At 35.8% G+C, this 16,050-nt stretch carries 16 protein-coding genes; 13 read left to right on the top strand and 3 right to left on the bottom strand.

Translation table 11 applies throughout. From position 1 onward, the window contains the following. The 12 genes from ACFQ1K_RS10080 to tsaB all read left to right on the top strand — a co-directional run bounded on the left by ACFQ1K_RS10080 (position 1) and on the right by tsaB (position 10,849). Positions 1–447 carry a cytochrome C oxidase subunit IV family protein gene (locus ACFQ1K_RS10080; RefSeq protein WP_320554616.1) on the top strand — a complete coding sequence of 149 codons (447 nt, stop codon included), beginning with the start codon at positions 1–3 and terminating at the stop codon, positions 445–447. A gap of 69 nt (positions 448–516) precedes the next feature. Further along, a complete protein-coding gene (locus tag ACFQ1K_RS10075) occupies positions 517–1,227 on the top strand; it encodes a hypothetical protein (protein ID WP_320554615.1) in 711 nt (236 codons plus the stop codon). Beyond that, on the top strand, positions 1,220–1,969 hold the full coding sequence (locus ACFQ1K_RS10070; protein WP_320554614.1) for an SCO family protein: 750 nt from the start codon (positions 1,220–1,222) through the stop codon (positions 1,967–1,969). Before ACFQ1K_RS10075 ends, ACFQ1K_RS10070 begins: the two co-directional genes overlap by 8 nt. Before the next feature lies 1 nt (position 1,970). Next, positions 1,971–2,543 (top strand): DUF420 domain-containing protein, encoded by a 573-nt coding sequence (locus tag ACFQ1K_RS10065; protein WP_111684995.1) that lies wholly within the window; start codon positions 1,971–1,973, stop codon positions 2,541–2,543. A 1-nt stretch (position 2,544) separates the two neighbouring features. Then, positions 2,545–2,772 (top strand): hypothetical protein, encoded by a 228-nt coding sequence (locus tag ACFQ1K_RS10060; RefSeq protein ID WP_320554613.1) that lies wholly within the window; start codon positions 2,545–2,547, stop codon positions 2,770–2,772. A 127-nt stretch (positions 2,773–2,899) separates the two neighbouring features. After that, a complete protein-coding gene (locus ACFQ1K_RS10055) occupies positions 2,900–3,601 on the top strand; it encodes an ABC transporter ATP-binding protein (RefSeq protein ID WP_320554612.1) in 702 nt (233 codons plus the stop codon). After that, positions 3,594–4,838, top strand: coding sequence for an ABC transporter permease (locus ACFQ1K_RS10050; protein ID WP_320554611.1), 1,245 nt, complete (start codon positions 3,594–3,596; stop codon positions 4,836–4,838). Before ACFQ1K_RS10055 ends, ACFQ1K_RS10050 begins: the two co-directional genes overlap by 8 nt. Before the next feature lies 1 nt (position 4,839). Further along, on the top strand, positions 4,840–6,099 hold the full coding sequence (locus ACFQ1K_RS10045; protein ID WP_320554610.1) for an ABC transporter permease: 1,260 nt from the start codon (positions 4,840–4,842) through the stop codon (positions 6,097–6,099). 103 nt (positions 6,100–6,202) lie between these two features. Next, positions 6,203–7,363: an efflux RND transporter periplasmic adaptor subunit gene (locus ACFQ1K_RS10040; RefSeq protein ID WP_320554609.1), complete on the top strand. Its 1,161-nt coding sequence runs from the start codon at positions 6,203–6,205 to the stop codon at positions 7,361–7,363. Between the two features lie 140 nt (positions 7,364–7,503). Beyond that, positions 7,504–8,844, top strand: a complete 1,341-nt coding sequence (locus ACFQ1K_RS10035) for a TolC family protein (RefSeq protein ID WP_320554608.1) — start codon at positions 7,504–7,506, stop codon at positions 8,842–8,844. Positions 8,845–8,851: 7 nt separating this feature from the next. Then, positions 8,852–10,153 (top strand): efflux RND transporter periplasmic adaptor subunit, encoded by a 1,302-nt coding sequence (locus ACFQ1K_RS10030; protein WP_320554607.1) that lies wholly within the window; start codon positions 8,852–8,854, stop codon positions 10,151–10,153. Between the two features lie 24 nt (positions 10,154–10,177). Next, positions 10,178–10,849 (top strand): tRNA (adenosine(37)-N6)-threonylcarbamoyltransferase complex dimerization subunit type 1 TsaB, encoded by a 672-nt coding sequence (tsaB, locus tag ACFQ1K_RS10025; RefSeq protein ID WP_320554606.1) that lies wholly within the window; start codon positions 10,178–10,180, stop codon positions 10,847–10,849. Here tsaB and ACFQ1K_RS10020 read toward each other — a convergent pair. The 3 genes from ACFQ1K_RS10020 to ACFQ1K_RS10010 all read right to left on the bottom strand — a co-directional run bounded on the left by ACFQ1K_RS10020 (position 10,846) and on the right by ACFQ1K_RS10010 (position 12,903). Beyond that, the gene (locus ACFQ1K_RS10020) at positions 10,846–11,658 is read right to left on the bottom strand and encodes a mechanosensitive ion channel family protein (RefSeq protein WP_320554605.1); all 813 of its coding nucleotides are present in this window, start codon (positions 11,656–11,658) and stop codon (positions 10,846–10,848) included. The two genes, tsaB and ACFQ1K_RS10020, sit on opposite strands and share 4 nt — an antisense overlap. 70 nt (positions 11,659–11,728) lie before the next feature. Then, positions 11,729–11,929: a dodecin family protein gene (locus tag ACFQ1K_RS10015; RefSeq protein ID WP_320554604.1), complete on the bottom strand. Its 201-nt coding sequence runs from the start codon at positions 11,927–11,929 to the stop codon at positions 11,729–11,731. Between the two features lie 71 nt (positions 11,930–12,000). Next, complete coding sequence (locus ACFQ1K_RS10010) at positions 12,001–12,903, bottom strand: NifU family protein (RefSeq protein ID WP_320554603.1); 903 nt, start codon at positions 12,901–12,903, stop codon at positions 12,001–12,003. A 186-nt stretch (positions 12,904–13,089) separates the two neighbouring features. On the opposite strand from ACFQ1K_RS10010, the gene ACFQ1K_RS10005 reads away from it, so the two are divergent. Further along, on the top strand, positions 13,090–16,050 hold a 2,961-nt coding region (locus tag ACFQ1K_RS10005; RefSeq protein ID WP_386134153.1), incomplete at its 3' end, for a choice-of-anchor L domain-containing protein.

Below are 16,050 nucleotides of genomic sequence, written 5' to 3'. Positions count from 1 at the left end.
ATGGCACACGAGCATAAATTAGAAATATTCAGAGGACGTTGGAAATTTAAATCTAACACACAAAAAATTTGGGGTGTACTCGCATTCTTAACTCTTGTAACCGCTATTGAGGTTATACTAGGTATTTACAAGCCAGAGTTTTTGATGCATACGTGGGTTAGTCCTTTAGAAGGAGGGTTTTTTGCTACAATTGGCAATATTATTTTGTCACCTTTTGTATATATGAAACCTCTAAACCTAATATTCATTTTCCTAACGATTGTAAAAGCATATTACATCACCTGGGATTTCATGCACATGAGAGATGAGGTAAAGGCATTAAGACGTATGGTAGTATGGACAGGCGTATTCTTAATATGCTACCTCATATTTATCCTTTTACAAGAAGGTGGGTATGTGTTTGACGTTTATAATGCAGACGATGCTTTAATCAAGAGAGATTTTTAAAACTCAAAATATTGAGTTAAATGATATCTAAAGGTGGTTTTTCTAAACCACCTTTTTTATTTTTGCAATATGGAATTGAGCAGTAAAAAACGCAATATTGTCTTAAGTATATTATTCTTTCTTCCGGTAGCATTTATTCTTATAATGTTGCTGTCCAAGGATAACTATAATCCCTTGGATATTGTTAAAGAAAATATTCAGGAGTTACCCCAAAATGATGATAATATTCAGCTAAAGGACTATATCACCATCCTTTCCTTTTTAGGGAAAAAGCCTATGGATAATTCTACAGCAGCTTTCAATTTAAAGGAACTGGTTTATGATAGGAGTAAAGGGTTTAAAACGTTTCAAGTAGTAATATTGCTTCCTCATGACGCAAAATCTGAAGCCGAAGTATTACTTAAAGAAATTAAGTCTTATGAAGATTTGCGCTTTTGGCATCTTGTATATGCGGAGGAATCAGAAATCAAAAGTGTATTTCAAAGTTTGAAATCAGAAGAAGACCTTGATGAAAATTTAGCTACCAATATGGTTTTTATAGTTGATAGGGATTTAAATCAACGAGGAAGAATAGATGATCGAACTGAAAAAGAGATTGAATCAAATAAACCCTTATACAGTCTTTACAGTTATAATTGTGTTGAAGTAGCAGAATTAAAAAATAAAATGGCTGCAGAGGATATGCGCGTACTTTTCAAAGAATATAGAGACAAGCGTAAAGGCGATTTTGATGATTCTAGTCAAAGACGAAGTAAAGATTTAAAACAAACCAATGAGTAACAAGACTAATTATTCATACGTAGGTATTGCATTCATAATTTTAGTATTTGGAATAATTTTTATTCCAAAGATTGTGAATAGAATTAGTAATGACGATATAACGAGGGATGAAAGCCGAAGTGAAAATGTTTCTACCAATACCAAAGGAACCAAAAGTGATCTAGCATATCTTAAGATAGGTGATGAACCCAAAAAGGTCCCTGCGTTTAGTTTCACGGATCAAAATGGAAACACCATAACTAATGAAGATTATTTAGGTAAAGTGTATGTCGTGGAGTTCTTTTTTACAACTTGCCCAACGATTTGTCCGATAATGAATCGTAATCTAGTAAACGTTCAAAATCACTTCAAAGATTTTGAAAATTTTGGAGTAGCGTCGTTTACGATAAACCCAGAAACGGACACGCCAGAAGTTTTAAAAGCCTACGCTGAAGCATATGGTATTTCAAATCCTAATTGGCATTTAATGACTGGAAGTGAAGAGGCTATTTACAAACTGGCTAACGAAGGGTTCAATTTATATACAGCAAAAGATGAAACTGTAGAGGGAGGTTTTGAACATTCAGGTAACTTTGCATTAATAGATAAGGACGGGTACATTCGTTCGAGACGTGATAACTTTGGAAACCCCTTGATTTTTTATAATGGTTTAATTTCTGAAGCTGAAGGTACAGATGACGATGGTATACCACAGGAAATAACCATCCTAAAAGAAGATATAGCTAAACTTTTGAAAGAATAATATGAGTACTGTTGATTTAGATAAAGAAAAAAAATATAATAAGTGGATTGCTATCCTTTCAGTAGCCATTCCTTTAGTTGTAGTCATTTTGTTTGGGGTAAAGATCGATGTAGAATTACCAATTTTTTTACCACCAGTATATGCAACTATTAATGCATTAACCGCTGTAGTTCTGATCATCGCTGTGATCATGATAAAAAGAGGCAACAGAAAAATGCATGAGCGTTTAATGAAATTTGCTATTATTCTCTCTGTATTATTTCTGGTAATGTACGTCTTATATCACATGACGAGCGATTCAACAAAATTTGGTGACCTTAACGGAGATGGCGAATTAAATGCCGCAGAATTAAGTCAGTTAGGGAATATCCGATATTTGTATTATTTCATTCTATTCAGTCATATCTTATTATCAATAGGTGTTATTCCTTTCGTTCTAATTACCTATGTAAGAGCGATTACTAGTAATTTCGAACGTCATAAAAAGATTGCTAAAAAAACATTCCCATTGTGGTTATATGTTGCTGTAACAGGAGTTGTAGTTTACTTAATGATTTCACCTTATTACGCTTAAAGTGAAAAAGAAAGGCATCATATCGATTATCACTTTTTTCTTTGTGCTTCAAGCCAAGGCACAATGCGCCATGTGCAGAGCAGTATTGGAAAGTGGTGAAGATCAATCTGCAGCAGAGGGGATAAATGATGGCATTATGTTTTTAATGGTAGTGCCCTATATTTTAGTCGCTGTTATTGGCTTTTATGTATATCGAACTTTTAGTAAATCTAAAAGGGTAAAAAAATAGATAATTAGCTGTAACAAATCCCAATTATAATAGTCTTAATCATAGGGTTTAAAAGGAAGTCTTAACAATTTATTGGCAGAAAAGGCATCGAGATTTTCTTAAACTTGCATGTTTTAATGAGCCAACTATGATTCAAATTAAAGATTTGCATAAATCTTACCATATGGGAAGCAACACGCTTCACGTTTTGAAAGGTATTAATTTTGATGTGAAAGAAGGTGAACTTGTATCCATTATGGGATCCTCAGGTTCGGGTAAATCTACATTACTCAATATTTTAGGAATGTTGGATGAGGCTGACAAAGGCGAATATATCTTAGATGGTGTTCCAATTAAAAATTTAAACGAAAAGATTGCCGCTAAATACAGAAACGAGTTCCTCGGGTTTATTTTTCAATCATTTAATCTTATCAATTATAAAAGTGCATTAGATAATGTTTCTATGCCTTTGTACTATAAGGGAATTAAGCGAAAAGAGCGAACAGATAGAGCTATGCATTACTTAGAAAAAGTTGGTTTGGCTGAATGGTCACATCATTTACCAAGTGAATTATCCGGTGGGCAAAAACAACGTGTGGCTATAGCAAGGGCATTGGCGAGTAACCCTAAGGTGCTTCTGGCTGATGAACCTACTGGTGCCTTGGATACAAAAACGTCGTATGAAGTCATGGACCTGATTCAAGGTATCAATGATGAGGGAAAAACTATTCTAGTAGTAACACACGAACACGATATAGCTCAGATGACAAAACGTATCGTAAACCTTAAAGATGGTGTTATTATAGACGATAGTAAAGTAGAACAAGTTAGAGCATCAGCAAATGTTTGATTTAGAACGTTGGCAAGAAATATTTGAAACACTTCGCAAAAATAAACTGCGAACTTTTCTTACCGGACTTTCGGTGGCATCAGGGATCTTTATCTTGGTAATTCTTTTAGGCTTTAGTAAAGGTATTGAAAACGGTGTTAAATCACAGTTTGAGCAAGACGCTACAAATAGAATCTCTGTTTGGACAGGTGTTACCACAAAAGGTTATAAGGGCTTAAATCCTGGTAGATACGTTCAACTAAAAAACTCAACCTTTGAGTCTGTTGAGAATAAGTACGATGATTATTTTGAATATCGTAGCAAAGACTACATGATTTGGGGTGGCACTGTGACCTATAAAAATGAGTCTGGAAATTATAGGATTAGAGGAACATTACCGGATAATCAGTTTATTGAAAACGCAGATATAGGTTACGGGCGCTTTGTTAGTCAGTTAGATTTGGATGATAAAAAGAAAGTGGCCGTTATAGGAAATAAAATGAAAAAGGATTTATTCAAAGAAGAAGACCCTATAGATAAGAATATTCAAATTTTCGGTGTAAACTTTAAAGTGGTTGGAGTTTTTTATGATCCAGGAGGAGATAGGGAAGAGAGCCAAGTCTACATACCTGTGACGACCGCACAACAGGTTTTTAATGCAGGGGATAATATTAGAAATATGTCCTTTACTGTAAAAATGGCCAATAATTTTAATGAAGCTGTAGCGCAGTCCAATGCTATTGCACAGGGTATAGAATCTCAAGTAAAGGAACTTCACACCGTAGCACCGGATGATCAAAGTGCAGTTCGTGTAAACAACACGCTAGAAGAAGCTCAAAAAATATATTCACTCATAGCAACTATTCAAGCCGTATTTTGGTTTGTTGGTATAGGAACAATAATTGCGGGTATTGTTGGTGTTGGAAATATTATGCTAATTATTGTTAAAGAGCGAACCAAGGAAATCGGTATCAGAAAAGCTTTAGGTGCACTTCCAATGTCTATTGTAGGAATGATTTTACAAGAGGCTGTATTTGTAACTATTTTTGCTGGTTTATTTGGACTAATTTTCGGATTAGGTTTATTAGAATTGCTAGGCCCACAAATAGATAATGATTTTATAAAGTATCCACAGGTTAATTTTAATATTGCCATAACAACTGTATTTATACTGGTGTTTGCTGGAGCTATAGCTGGTTTTATACCAGCTTACAGAGCGGCCAAAATCAAACCAATTGTTGCATTAAGAGACGAGTAATATGTTTAGTAAAGATCGTTGGAACGAAATATTAGAGGCGCTTAATGCAAATAGGTTCAGAACTATCCTGACAGCATTTGGTGTGTTTTGGGGTATTACAATATTAGTACTGCTACTGGCCCTAACAAACGGTTTGAAAAATGGGGTGACTGCAGATTTTGGTGATTTTGCCACCAACTCCATGTTTATGTGGACTCAGGGAACATCTAAGCCCTATAAAGGGTTGCCTAAAGGCAGATATTTCAATTATAAGTTAGACGATGTTGCAGCCATCAAGTCAGAAATTCCAAATCTTAAATATGTCTCACCTAGAAATCAGCTTGGCGGTTTTAGGGGAGCCAATAATGTAATCAGAGGAACAAAAACCGGTGCTTTTGAAATTTATGGTGATTATCCAGAGTATATCAAGCAGCAACCCATGGACATTCTTCAAGGGCGTTTTTTAAGCTATTCGGACATCAATGAAAAAAGAAAAATATGCGTCATTGGGACAGGTGTGGTTAAAGGATTATATGACAAGGATGAGGATATCTTAGGAACTTATATAAAGATAAATGGTGTTAATTTTATGGTCGTGGGCACCTTTAAAATGAGTAATAGTCAGGGAGATGATGAACAAGATGCCAGTACCATTTATATTCCATTTACTACATTTTCCCAAGCTTTCAATAGAGGTGAAAATGTTGGTTGGATGGCTATAACTGCAGTAGATGATGTTCCTATAACATCTATTAAACAACAGATTTTCGACTTAATGAAGTACAGGCACAAAGTTCATCCAGAAGATGATCGTGCTATTGGTCATTTTGATTTATCGGAACAATTCGGACGAATAAGCGGTCTTTTTTCAATATTGACATTAGTAGGCTATTTTGTTGGTGCCTTAGTGCTAATGTCTGGAATTATTGGAATTAACAATATCATGCTTATTGTGGTCAAGGAACGGACTAAGGAAATAGGAGTAAGAAGAGCACTTGGAGCAACTCCTTGGATGATTAAAGGTCAAATACTTCAAGAAAGTTTAGTGTTGACAATTCTATCTGGCATGTTAGGGGTCTCTTTTGCAGCCTTAGTGATTTGGGTCCTAAATTATTTGCTAGATCAAGCAGGTACTGTAGAAAACTTTGCAAATCCAAGTGTTGGGATGCAGGTGGTATTTACGGCTTTAATTATTTTGATAGTCTCAGGGCTTTTGGCGGGATTAATCCCTGCAAATAGAGCGACTAAAATGAAACCAGTAGATGCCTTAAGAATAGAGTAGATAAAAGTAAAACAATAATAAAGGATGCACCTTCGCGTAAAGTTAAATTAAGTGAAATTTACGCAAGGTGGTTCAACCAACTGATAACAAATATTATTAATTCATGAAACGAACAAAAACCATAATCATACTAGCAACAATTGTAGTTGCCTTTGGTGCAGCTTTGTATTATCTATGGCAAAAAAACCAAGAAGATCCAATAACCTATACTTCAGAAAGTCCTGTAGAACAAACAATAGTTGTTAAGACTGTAGCAACAGGCAGTATAGTACCAAAAGAAGAAGTGCTAATTAAGCCAAACATTTCAGGTGTTGTAGATGAGGTCTTTGTAGAGGCAGGAGAATTTGTTAAGCAAGGAGATCTTATCGCTCAAATCAGGGTAATACCAAATGTATCTAATTTAACTAGTGCAAAAAACAATATTGCCTCTAATAGGACGGCTTTGCAAACGGCAGAGATTAATTACAAAACTCAAAAAGCTATCTATGACCGCCAAAAAGAATTATTTGATAAAGGAGTTATTGCTGCTAATGAGTTCGATCAAGTTAATAACACATATTTGCAGGCCAAGCAACAAGTAGAGCAAGCAAGAATTAATGTAACCCAAGCTCTTCAGAATTATGATATCATTAAAACAGGTACCACTTCTGGACTTGGAAATATTGCCCAAACACAAGTAAGGGCTACAGTTTCAGGTATGGTTTTAGATGTTCCAGTTAAAGCGGGTAACCAGGTTATTGAAGCAAATAATTTTAATGAAGGTACATCAATAGCGTCACTAGCAGATGTTACTAAAATGATATTTGAAGGTAAAGTAGATGAAAGTGAAGTTGGAAAGATCAAAGAAGGTCTGCCATTAGAGATTACCGTAGGTGCCATTGAAGACGAAAAATTTGATGCTGTTTTAGATTACATCGCCCCTAAAGGTGTGGCTGAAAATGGTGCTATTCAATTTGAAATTAAAGGGAGCCTTAAAACTATAGACTCTACTTTCATTAGAGCTGGCCTAAGTGCAAATGCATCCATTATACTAGACAAGGCCGAGAAAGTGTTAGCGATAAAGGAAGCCTTGGTACAATACGATAAAGACTCAAAGGAACCATTTGTAGAGATAGAGATTGGTGATCAGCAATTTGAGAGAAAACCAATAGAGCTTGGAATAAGTGATGGTATTTTCGTAGAGGTCAAAAGTGGTATCTCCAAGGAAGACAAAATAAAGGTCTGGAATCAGGTACAGGGCATGCCTAAATATGCCCAACAATAATTTTAACATTTAGTGTAACACTTCAGCATTTTTATAGACAAATAGACATCATGAAATGAGCCAAAGAATAAATCTTAAGATTATTTTGGGATTTTAATGGCAAATTCCATCTGTCGATAATAAAATAATAGAGACAACAGATGAAAAAATCAATCATAATAGCACTACTGCTCTTTGGAGTATTTGTTCAAGCACAGGATAAAAAATGGACACTTTTAGAGTGTGTTAATTATGCCTTAGAAAATAATATTTCCATACAGCAATCAGAGTTGGACGTCGATTTAGCAGGTATTGATAAAAATCAAGCTGTTTTTAATTTTCTTCCTAACTTAAACTCTAATGCATCCTTTAATATAAATACAGGTGCCAACATTAACCCAGCCACTAACCAGTTTGAAAATAGTACATTTAGATCTGCAAATGGGGGTGTGAGTTCTGGAATCAACATTTTTTCTGGATTATCAAATTGGAAGACACTCCAAAGGGCAAAAATTAATCAGATTGCTTCAGAATATCGTTTAGATAAAATGAAAGACGATATTTCCTTATTTGTAGCCAATTCGTTTTTACAGATTTTAGCCAATAGAGAGCAGCTGAAAGTACTTAGAGCTCAGAATGAAGTCACCAAAGAAAACCTAAAGAACACACAAGATTTAGTGGATGCAGGAGTTTTGCCACAAGGTGATTTGTTAGAATTAAAGGCGACTGATGCAACACAAGCTCAGCAAATTATTGCCGCAGAAAACGCCTTGTTTATTTCTAAGTTTGGCTTGGCTCAAACTCTACAGTTAAAGGATTATCAAAACTTTGATATTAGTGATGAGGATTATGGTTTAGTACCTGCAACTATTTTAGAAAGAAGTGCTTCGGAAATCGCTGAAAAAGCCAAGGAAGAAATAAACGATGTAAAAATTGCAAAGGCCAATTATGAGCTTGCTGAGAAAGATCTTGAGTTAGCGAGAACTGATTATTTCCCAACATTATCTGGATTTATCGGCTATAATACGCGTTGGGCGAGTTCACAAATCAATCCATTTACAGGTGAAGATATTCCATTTGTAGAGCAATTATACTTATTTGATGGTACTTCAGTCGGACTTCAGTTAAATGTACCAATTTTTAACCGTTTCAACGTTAGAAACAATGTGAAGCGAAGCAAAGTTCAGGTTGAAAGATTAAAGTATCAACTAGAGCAGGCAGAATTGGATTTAGAATCTACAGTATATCAAGCTTATAACGATGCCAAAAATTCTAAAAAGACTTATGAGGCAGCATTACAAACAGAGGAGGCAAGACGCTTAGCTTTTGAATATGCTAAAGAACGTTATGATGTAGGACTGTCCAATGCATTTGATTTTAACCAGTCGCGTACGGCGTATGAAAATGCACAATCTGATGTGGTGAGAACAAAGTATGACTATATTTTTCGATTGAAAATTTTAGAATTCTATTTTGGGCTGCCAATAACTGACTTAAATTAATATAAAAATGAGTAAAACAGTAAAAATTATCATTGGTGCTGTTATTGTGTTGCTAATTCTAGCAGTAGCAGGAAAATCAATGGGATGGTTTGGAAAAAAGGGAAACTTTAAACAAGTTACTGTAAACGAAGTTGCTTTAAAAGATATTGTTGAGACGGTCTCAGCAACAGGTAAAATACAGCCAGAAGTTGAGGTAAAGATTTCTTCTGAGGTCTCTGGAGAGATTTTAGAATTACCTTTTAAAGAGGGCCAAGAAGTAAAAAAAGGTGATCTTCTAGTTCGAATAAATCCGGATTTAATCCAATCAGCAGTAAATAGAACTCAAGCCACCTATCAAAATGTAAGAGCTAACTTAGAACAAGCTGAAGCAACACTAAAACAAGCCAAGGCAGACTACGACAGAAATAAATCATTGTTCGAAAAAGGAGTCATCTCTAAGGCTGATTGGGACCGAGCAATCGCAAATTATGAAACAGCAGTTGCTGGAAGGAGCTCCGCTTATTACAGTGTACAAAGTGCTGCTGCTTCTGTAAATGAAGCAAAAGATAATCTTACCAGAACTACCATATATGCGCCAATGAGTGGAACCATTTCTATGCTTAATGTAGAATTAGGTGAGCGTGTAGTTGGAACACAACAAATGGCAGGTACCGAAATTTTAAGGGTGGCCAATTTAAATAATATGGAAGTTGAGGTCGATGTAAATGAGAATGATATTGTTAAGGTAAGCATTGGAGATTCTACAATTGTTGAAGTAGATGCCTACTTAAAAAAGGAATTTAAAGGAATAGTGACTGAAATTGCGAATTCTGCTGCAGGAAATCTAACGGCAGATCAGGTTACAAATTTTAAGGTAAAGGTCAGAATTTTAGAAGAGTCTTATAAAGATTTAACGGAAGGAAAACCAGAAACCTATTCTCCTTTTAGACCCGGAATGACGGCTACAGTAGATATTATAACCCAAAAAAGGAAAGATGCTATTGCAGTCCCAATAAGTGCCATCGTTATCAAAACAGATACGAGCTCAACTAAAAAGCTATATGGTAAAAAACCTGAAACTGATGAAGGCGATACGGTGATGGAAGAAGAAAAATTTGAATGTGTTTTTGTGAACGACAATGGTACGGCCAAATTAAGAGTTGTAGAAACGGGTATTCAAGATGATACTAACATTGAAATTGTTTCAGGATTATCAGAAAATGATCAAATCATTACGGGACCTTATAATGTAGTTTCTAAAACTTTAAAAGCAGGAGACCTCATAGAACAAAAGAATAAAAAGGAAGAAGCTCCTACAGATAAGGAATAAGAACATAATTCATTAAATTTTTATATGGCCTTAGTTCTAAATATAGAAACAGCCACAACGAATTGCTCGGTCTCTCTATCAAAAGATGGAGAGACTTTGGTTTTAAAAGAAGATCGTAGTACTGGTTATTCGCATGCGGAGACCTTACATGTTTTTATAAAAGACGTTTTTGAGGCTGTAAATGTCAAACCAGAAGAAATTGATGCTGTTGCCGTGAGCAAGGGGCCAGGTTCTTATACTGGTTTAAGAATTGGTGTATCTTCAGCTAAGGGATTATGCTATGCTCTAAATAAACCCTTAATTTCAATTTCTACATTGGAGAGTCTGTCCTATCAACTAAACATTAAGCAAGGTTTTATAGTTCCGATGTTAGATGCACTTCGGATGGAGGTTTATTCAGCTATTTTTAATCACAAATATGAGACAGTGAGAGAGATACAAGCTGAGGTATTAACCGAAAGTAGTTTTTTGGAATTGCTTGATGAAAACAAGGTTTACTTTATTGGTAGTGGGGTTACTAAAACTAAGGGCATTATCCAGCATCAAAATGCTTCCTTCATAGAAGGAGGATTACCGTCGGCAAAAGAAATGGCGCTACTCGCCGAAATGAAGTATAAAAAAAGCGACATCGAAGATGTCGCCTATTTTGAGCCTTATTATTTAAAGGATTTTGTAGCCATGAAAAAGAAGGGTTAACCTTTCTTATGGATTTCTACTGTATGAGGATATGGTATTTCAATTCCTGCGGCATCTAATGCTTCTTTAGCATTTTCAGTAACTTCAAAATAAACATCCCAATAGTGCTCTGTTTTACACCAGGGTCTTACAGCAAAATTAACAGAGCTGTCGGCTAGTTCTAAAACGGTAATCGATGGGGCAGGGTCTTCTAAAACTTTAGGGTTGGACGTTAGCACCTTCATTAAAACCTGTTTGGTTTCCTTAATGTCAGAATCATAACTTACGCCAAAGACCAAGTCAACACGTCTTGTGCCTTCAGTAGTGTAGTTTACAATATTGCCATTAGATAGGGCACCGTTAGGAACAATAATTTCTTTATTCGAAAGACCTGTTAGTTTAGTTGTGAATATTTCTATTTCTTTTACAACTCCGATTTCGCCTTGAGCCTCAATCAAATCTCCGATTTTAAACGGTTTAAAAATCATTATAAGTACACCACCTGCGAAATTACCTAGAGAACCTTGTAGTGCCATGCCAATTGCCAAACCAGCTGCAGCTAGTACTGCGGCAAATGATGTTGTTTCAACACCTACAGTACCAAGAACCACAAGAATTAAAACAATTTTAAAAACCCAATTTATTAGGTTAAGTAAAAACTTTTTAAGGCTTTCGTCATAATTAGCTGTGGTCATGGCTTTCTTAATGCCCTTCATCACCATTTTTATTATCCAATTACCAATAATCCAGATGAGAATAGCGGCAATTAGTTTTGGTGCAAACTCTACAATTAAGTCATAACCCTTATCAATCCATTTTTGTGTGTCCATGTTGATTAATTAATTTTATTAAAAAGAATACTCGGTTTAAAACCGAGTATTTATAATTTTTTGTAGATATCTATTTGACTTCAAAAGTCAATTTCAGGTTAACTCTAAATTCCACAACATCATCACCTTTTACGATGGCACTTTGATCTTGTACATATACTGAACGGATATTTTTTACAGTTTTTGATGCCTCTTTTACAGCTTTTTGAGTAGCATCTTCCCAACTATTATCGGAGTTTGATAATACTTCAATTACTTTTAATACTGACATAATGTAATGTTTTTATTAGATTATTAATTAAATTCATATAGGACTAAAAAGTCACATAAAGTTAAGGAATTTTATCCATTTAAGGCATTGACGGTAATGGTAGTGTCATTTAGCATTTCTCTAAGCATATTTTCAATACCATTTTTTAATGTAAATGTAGACGAAGGACAACCACTACAAGCACCTTGAAGTAAGACCTCTACTTTTTTTGTTTTATCATCATAAGATCTAAACTCTATGTTGCCGCCATCACTTGCAACTGCAGGTTTAACATATTCCTCTAAGATATTTACAATATTTTTTGAAATATCATCCAATGCCTCAAATTTTTGCTCTATGGCAGATTCAGTCTTGTTTAGTTGTTTTGGTGCATCGTCATTAAGTATAGTTTTACCGTTTTCAACATAAGATTTTAAGAACTCTCGAAGTTGAAGTGTGATTTCTTCCCATTCAATAATGTCAAACTTGGTGATGGAAATAAAGTTCTTTTCTATGAATATATTTTTAACAAAAGGGAATTGAAACAGCGCTGTCGCAAGAGGGGAAGGTTTCGCTTCTTCAATAGAGGTAAATTCGTAAATATTGGGAACCAATACCTTATTGCATACAAATTTTAAAACACTTGGGTTTGGTGTGCTCTCTGCATAAACGGTTACGGCAGCCTTAGGTTTTATCGCATCCTCTGTAACTATGATACCGTCATTAGAAAGGTAGTCTTCTATTTGCTTGGCGACTTCATCCTGTACATCTTCCCAAGTCACAATATTATAACGTTCTATCGCTACAAAGTTTGTTGCTATATAAACTTTCTTGACAAACGGAAGATAGAAAAGCTGCTGCGCCAAAGGTGAATCTTTGGCTTCATCTATATTATTAAATTCAAAGCTATTATGATTTGTTAAAAATCTGTCGGCTTCAAACTTCAAAATGTTCTCGTTTGAAGTCGGTACTATTGTGATTTGTGTTTCAGGCATAATTTTTTTTGCAAAAATATAAAATATCGCTAGGAAACGTTAATCTTATATATGATGTTTTGTGACTAATTTCTTAAGTCAATTCATTTTATTTGATTAAATTTCGTGCTCATTTGTAAAAAGCGTAGCCTAAAATGTTGATACCACAACATTTTTTAAATGTTTTTGAATGAATCTTGACAAACTATGAAAAAGATATTATTTATAACAGCCCTGATATTTACGTTTCTTGGATTTTCTCAAGATTTGCCAATGCAAGACGGAACATTTGTTCGCTGTGAACCGGATAAATTCTTTGATTCCGGAGGTGAGTTTGGTAACTATGGGAACAATGAAAATTTCATAACCACTATTTGTGCTCCAAATGCAGATGAGTTTATTATATTAGATTTTACCGCATTTAGCACGCAATTAAACGCAGATATTCTTACCATTTACGATGGTGATGATACAACAGCACCTGTGCTAGGAACATTTTCTGGCGTGGCATCACCAGGAACTGTAATAGCTTCTGCAGCTAATACTTCGGGTTGTTTAACAATAACATTCACGTCTAATGGAACAGGAAATACCACAGGTTGGGAGGCGGATATAACTTGTGCGGTTTCGTGTCAGACCATTACGGCTTCAATCGATAATACTGTACCAGCAGAATCTTCACCAAATGTTGTTGAGATCCTACCAGGTGAGACCGTTGATTTTACAGGTAGTGCCACATTTTCTGTAGACGGCACTAATGCCACCTATAATTGGGATTTTGGTGATGGTAATACGGCTACTGGTACAAATGTATCTAACACCTACGCAACTTCTGGCTCTTACACTGTGACGTTGACCGTACAAGATGATAATCCCATAGGTTGCCAAGATACAGTGATCTTCTTTGTAAATGTTTTACAGGCTATTGTATCTGTTAACAACAATGCATTCCCTGAATCTTCAATGTCTTTACCAGAATTAGTGGAAAATGTTTTGGTATCAGGTGGTTGCTCGGGGGTCGATAATTTTACATTCCAAGTAAATGGTGCTCCAGGAGATTTGGGCGGAAAGAGTTATGGGTATTTCACAAGAGGGGGAGCAGTTAATTTTCCGTTCGAAGAAGGAATTATTATTACATCTGGTGTAGCTGCTCAAGCAGGAAACACTATTAATGCTAATTTGGTTTCAAATAATAACGGTCAGGCAGGTGATGCGGATTTAGAAAATGCCTTAGGTTTTGGTGCGGGAAGTACCAATGATGCTACGTTTGTAAAGTTTAATTTCGTACCAACCTCAAATGAGATTAGCTTTAGGTATTTAATGGCTTCAGAAGAATATGATGGCTCAACAGAGTGTAGTTTTGCCGATGGATTTGCATTTTTACTTCGAGAAGTCGGAACAGTAGCTTACACCAATTTAGCAGTTTTGCCTGATGGAACTCCAGTAAATGTTACTAACATTAATAATTCAGGAAATTGTACGGATAACCCAGCATTTTTTGAAGGATATAATATCGGTGAGACTAATTATGGCGGAAGAACCGTTGTTCTTACGGCAACAGCAACCGTTATACCAAACACAACCTATGAAATAAAACTGGTTGCAGCGGACGAAGGTGACTCCATTTGGGACTCAGCTATATTTTTGGAAGCAGGAAGTTTTAACCTAGGTGGTGATTTAGGTGAAGATATTACCATTGCAGCTGGTAATGCAGAATGTGGTGGTAATACCATAACTTTAGATACAGAGGCTACAACAGCAACACACACATGGTTCTTTAATGGAGTTGAGATTCCAGGTGAAACAGGTCCAACATTAGACATTGATGAAGCAGGAACGTATTCGGTTGATGTTGTATTTGCCCCAGGATGTGAGACTTCAGATAGTATTTTAGTCGAGTTTAAACCAAGCCCTGTTGCAAATACCCCACCTAATTTATCAATTTGTGATGCAGATGGGGTCGCAGAATTTGATTTGTCAGAAAATGAAGATGATGTATTGGGAACACAAGATCCGAATGACTTTGTAATATCTTATCATCTGACAGAACAAGATGCTATTGATAATATAGGTGCCTTACCCACTAATTATACCAATATTTCGAGTCCACAGATAATTTGGGTTCGAATAGCCGATGCTTCAGGGGAGTGTTTTGCTACAACATCGTTTCAGTTAGAGTTTACTGACCTATCTATTGGAAATACGATTAGCCCCATCCAAGTATGCGATGGTGATATCGTTGATGGAATAGGAACCTTCACTCTTACAGACAGAGATGCAGAAATTATTGGAACAAATGACCCTAACGATGTCAGTGTAACTTATCATTTAACTCAGGTAGATGCAGAAAATAACACATCACCACTAGCATCTCCTTACAATAACATTACTCCAAATAACCAAACAATTTACGCGCGCTTAGAGGATAATGGTAATGCAGAATGTTATGCCGTTACATCTTTGACCTTAGAGGTTCTGTCAAATCCCTTGGCGAATTTACCGACAGATTTAGAGGTTTGTGATGACGATACTGATGGTTTTACAGAGTTTGATTTGAGTCTTCGTGAAAATGAAATTATTGGGGGACAAACAGATGTTGTCTTGACTTTCCATGCTACAGAGACCGATGCCATGTCAGGTGTTGGAGTCCTTCCAATACTCTATACCAATACAAATGTTGGTGGAGAAGAAGTATTTGTCCGTGTCGAGAATAACGCAGGTTGCTACGCAACCACTAGTTTACAATTAGTTGTAAACTCCTTACCTGTTTTAGGTCAAGCAGCACCACAAGAGTTGTGTGATGTGAATAATCCAGGTGACAATCAAGAGTCTTTTAACCTGGAATCTTCAAATGCAGAGATTCTTAATGGGCAAACGGGTATAAGCTTAACGTTTTATGAAACACAGGAAGATGCCAATAATGCGACGAATCCAGTAACAAGTCCTTATGTTAATACCAGTAGCACTCAAACAATTTATGTCAGAGGTGAGAATGATATCACTGGTTGTTACAGTACGACGACCTTTACTCTGATAGTCAATCCCTTACCTTTATTGGTGGCTCCGACGGCCTTGGAGGTATGTGATGATGGCACGCCTGACGGACTGACGGAGATAGACCTTAGCCTGAAGAACGGTGAGGTAACGGGCAACAACCCGGGCTATTCG

This window comes from Winogradskyella aquimaris (genome assembly GCF_042676105.1).
In the GTDB taxonomy this organism is placed as follows: domain Bacteria; phylum Bacteroidota; class Bacteroidia; order Flavobacteriales; family Flavobacteriaceae; genus Winogradskyella; species Winogradskyella aquimaris.
The sequence above is the reverse complement of the archived record's forward strand: the minus strand, read 5'-3'. Positions and strand labels throughout refer to the sequence as shown.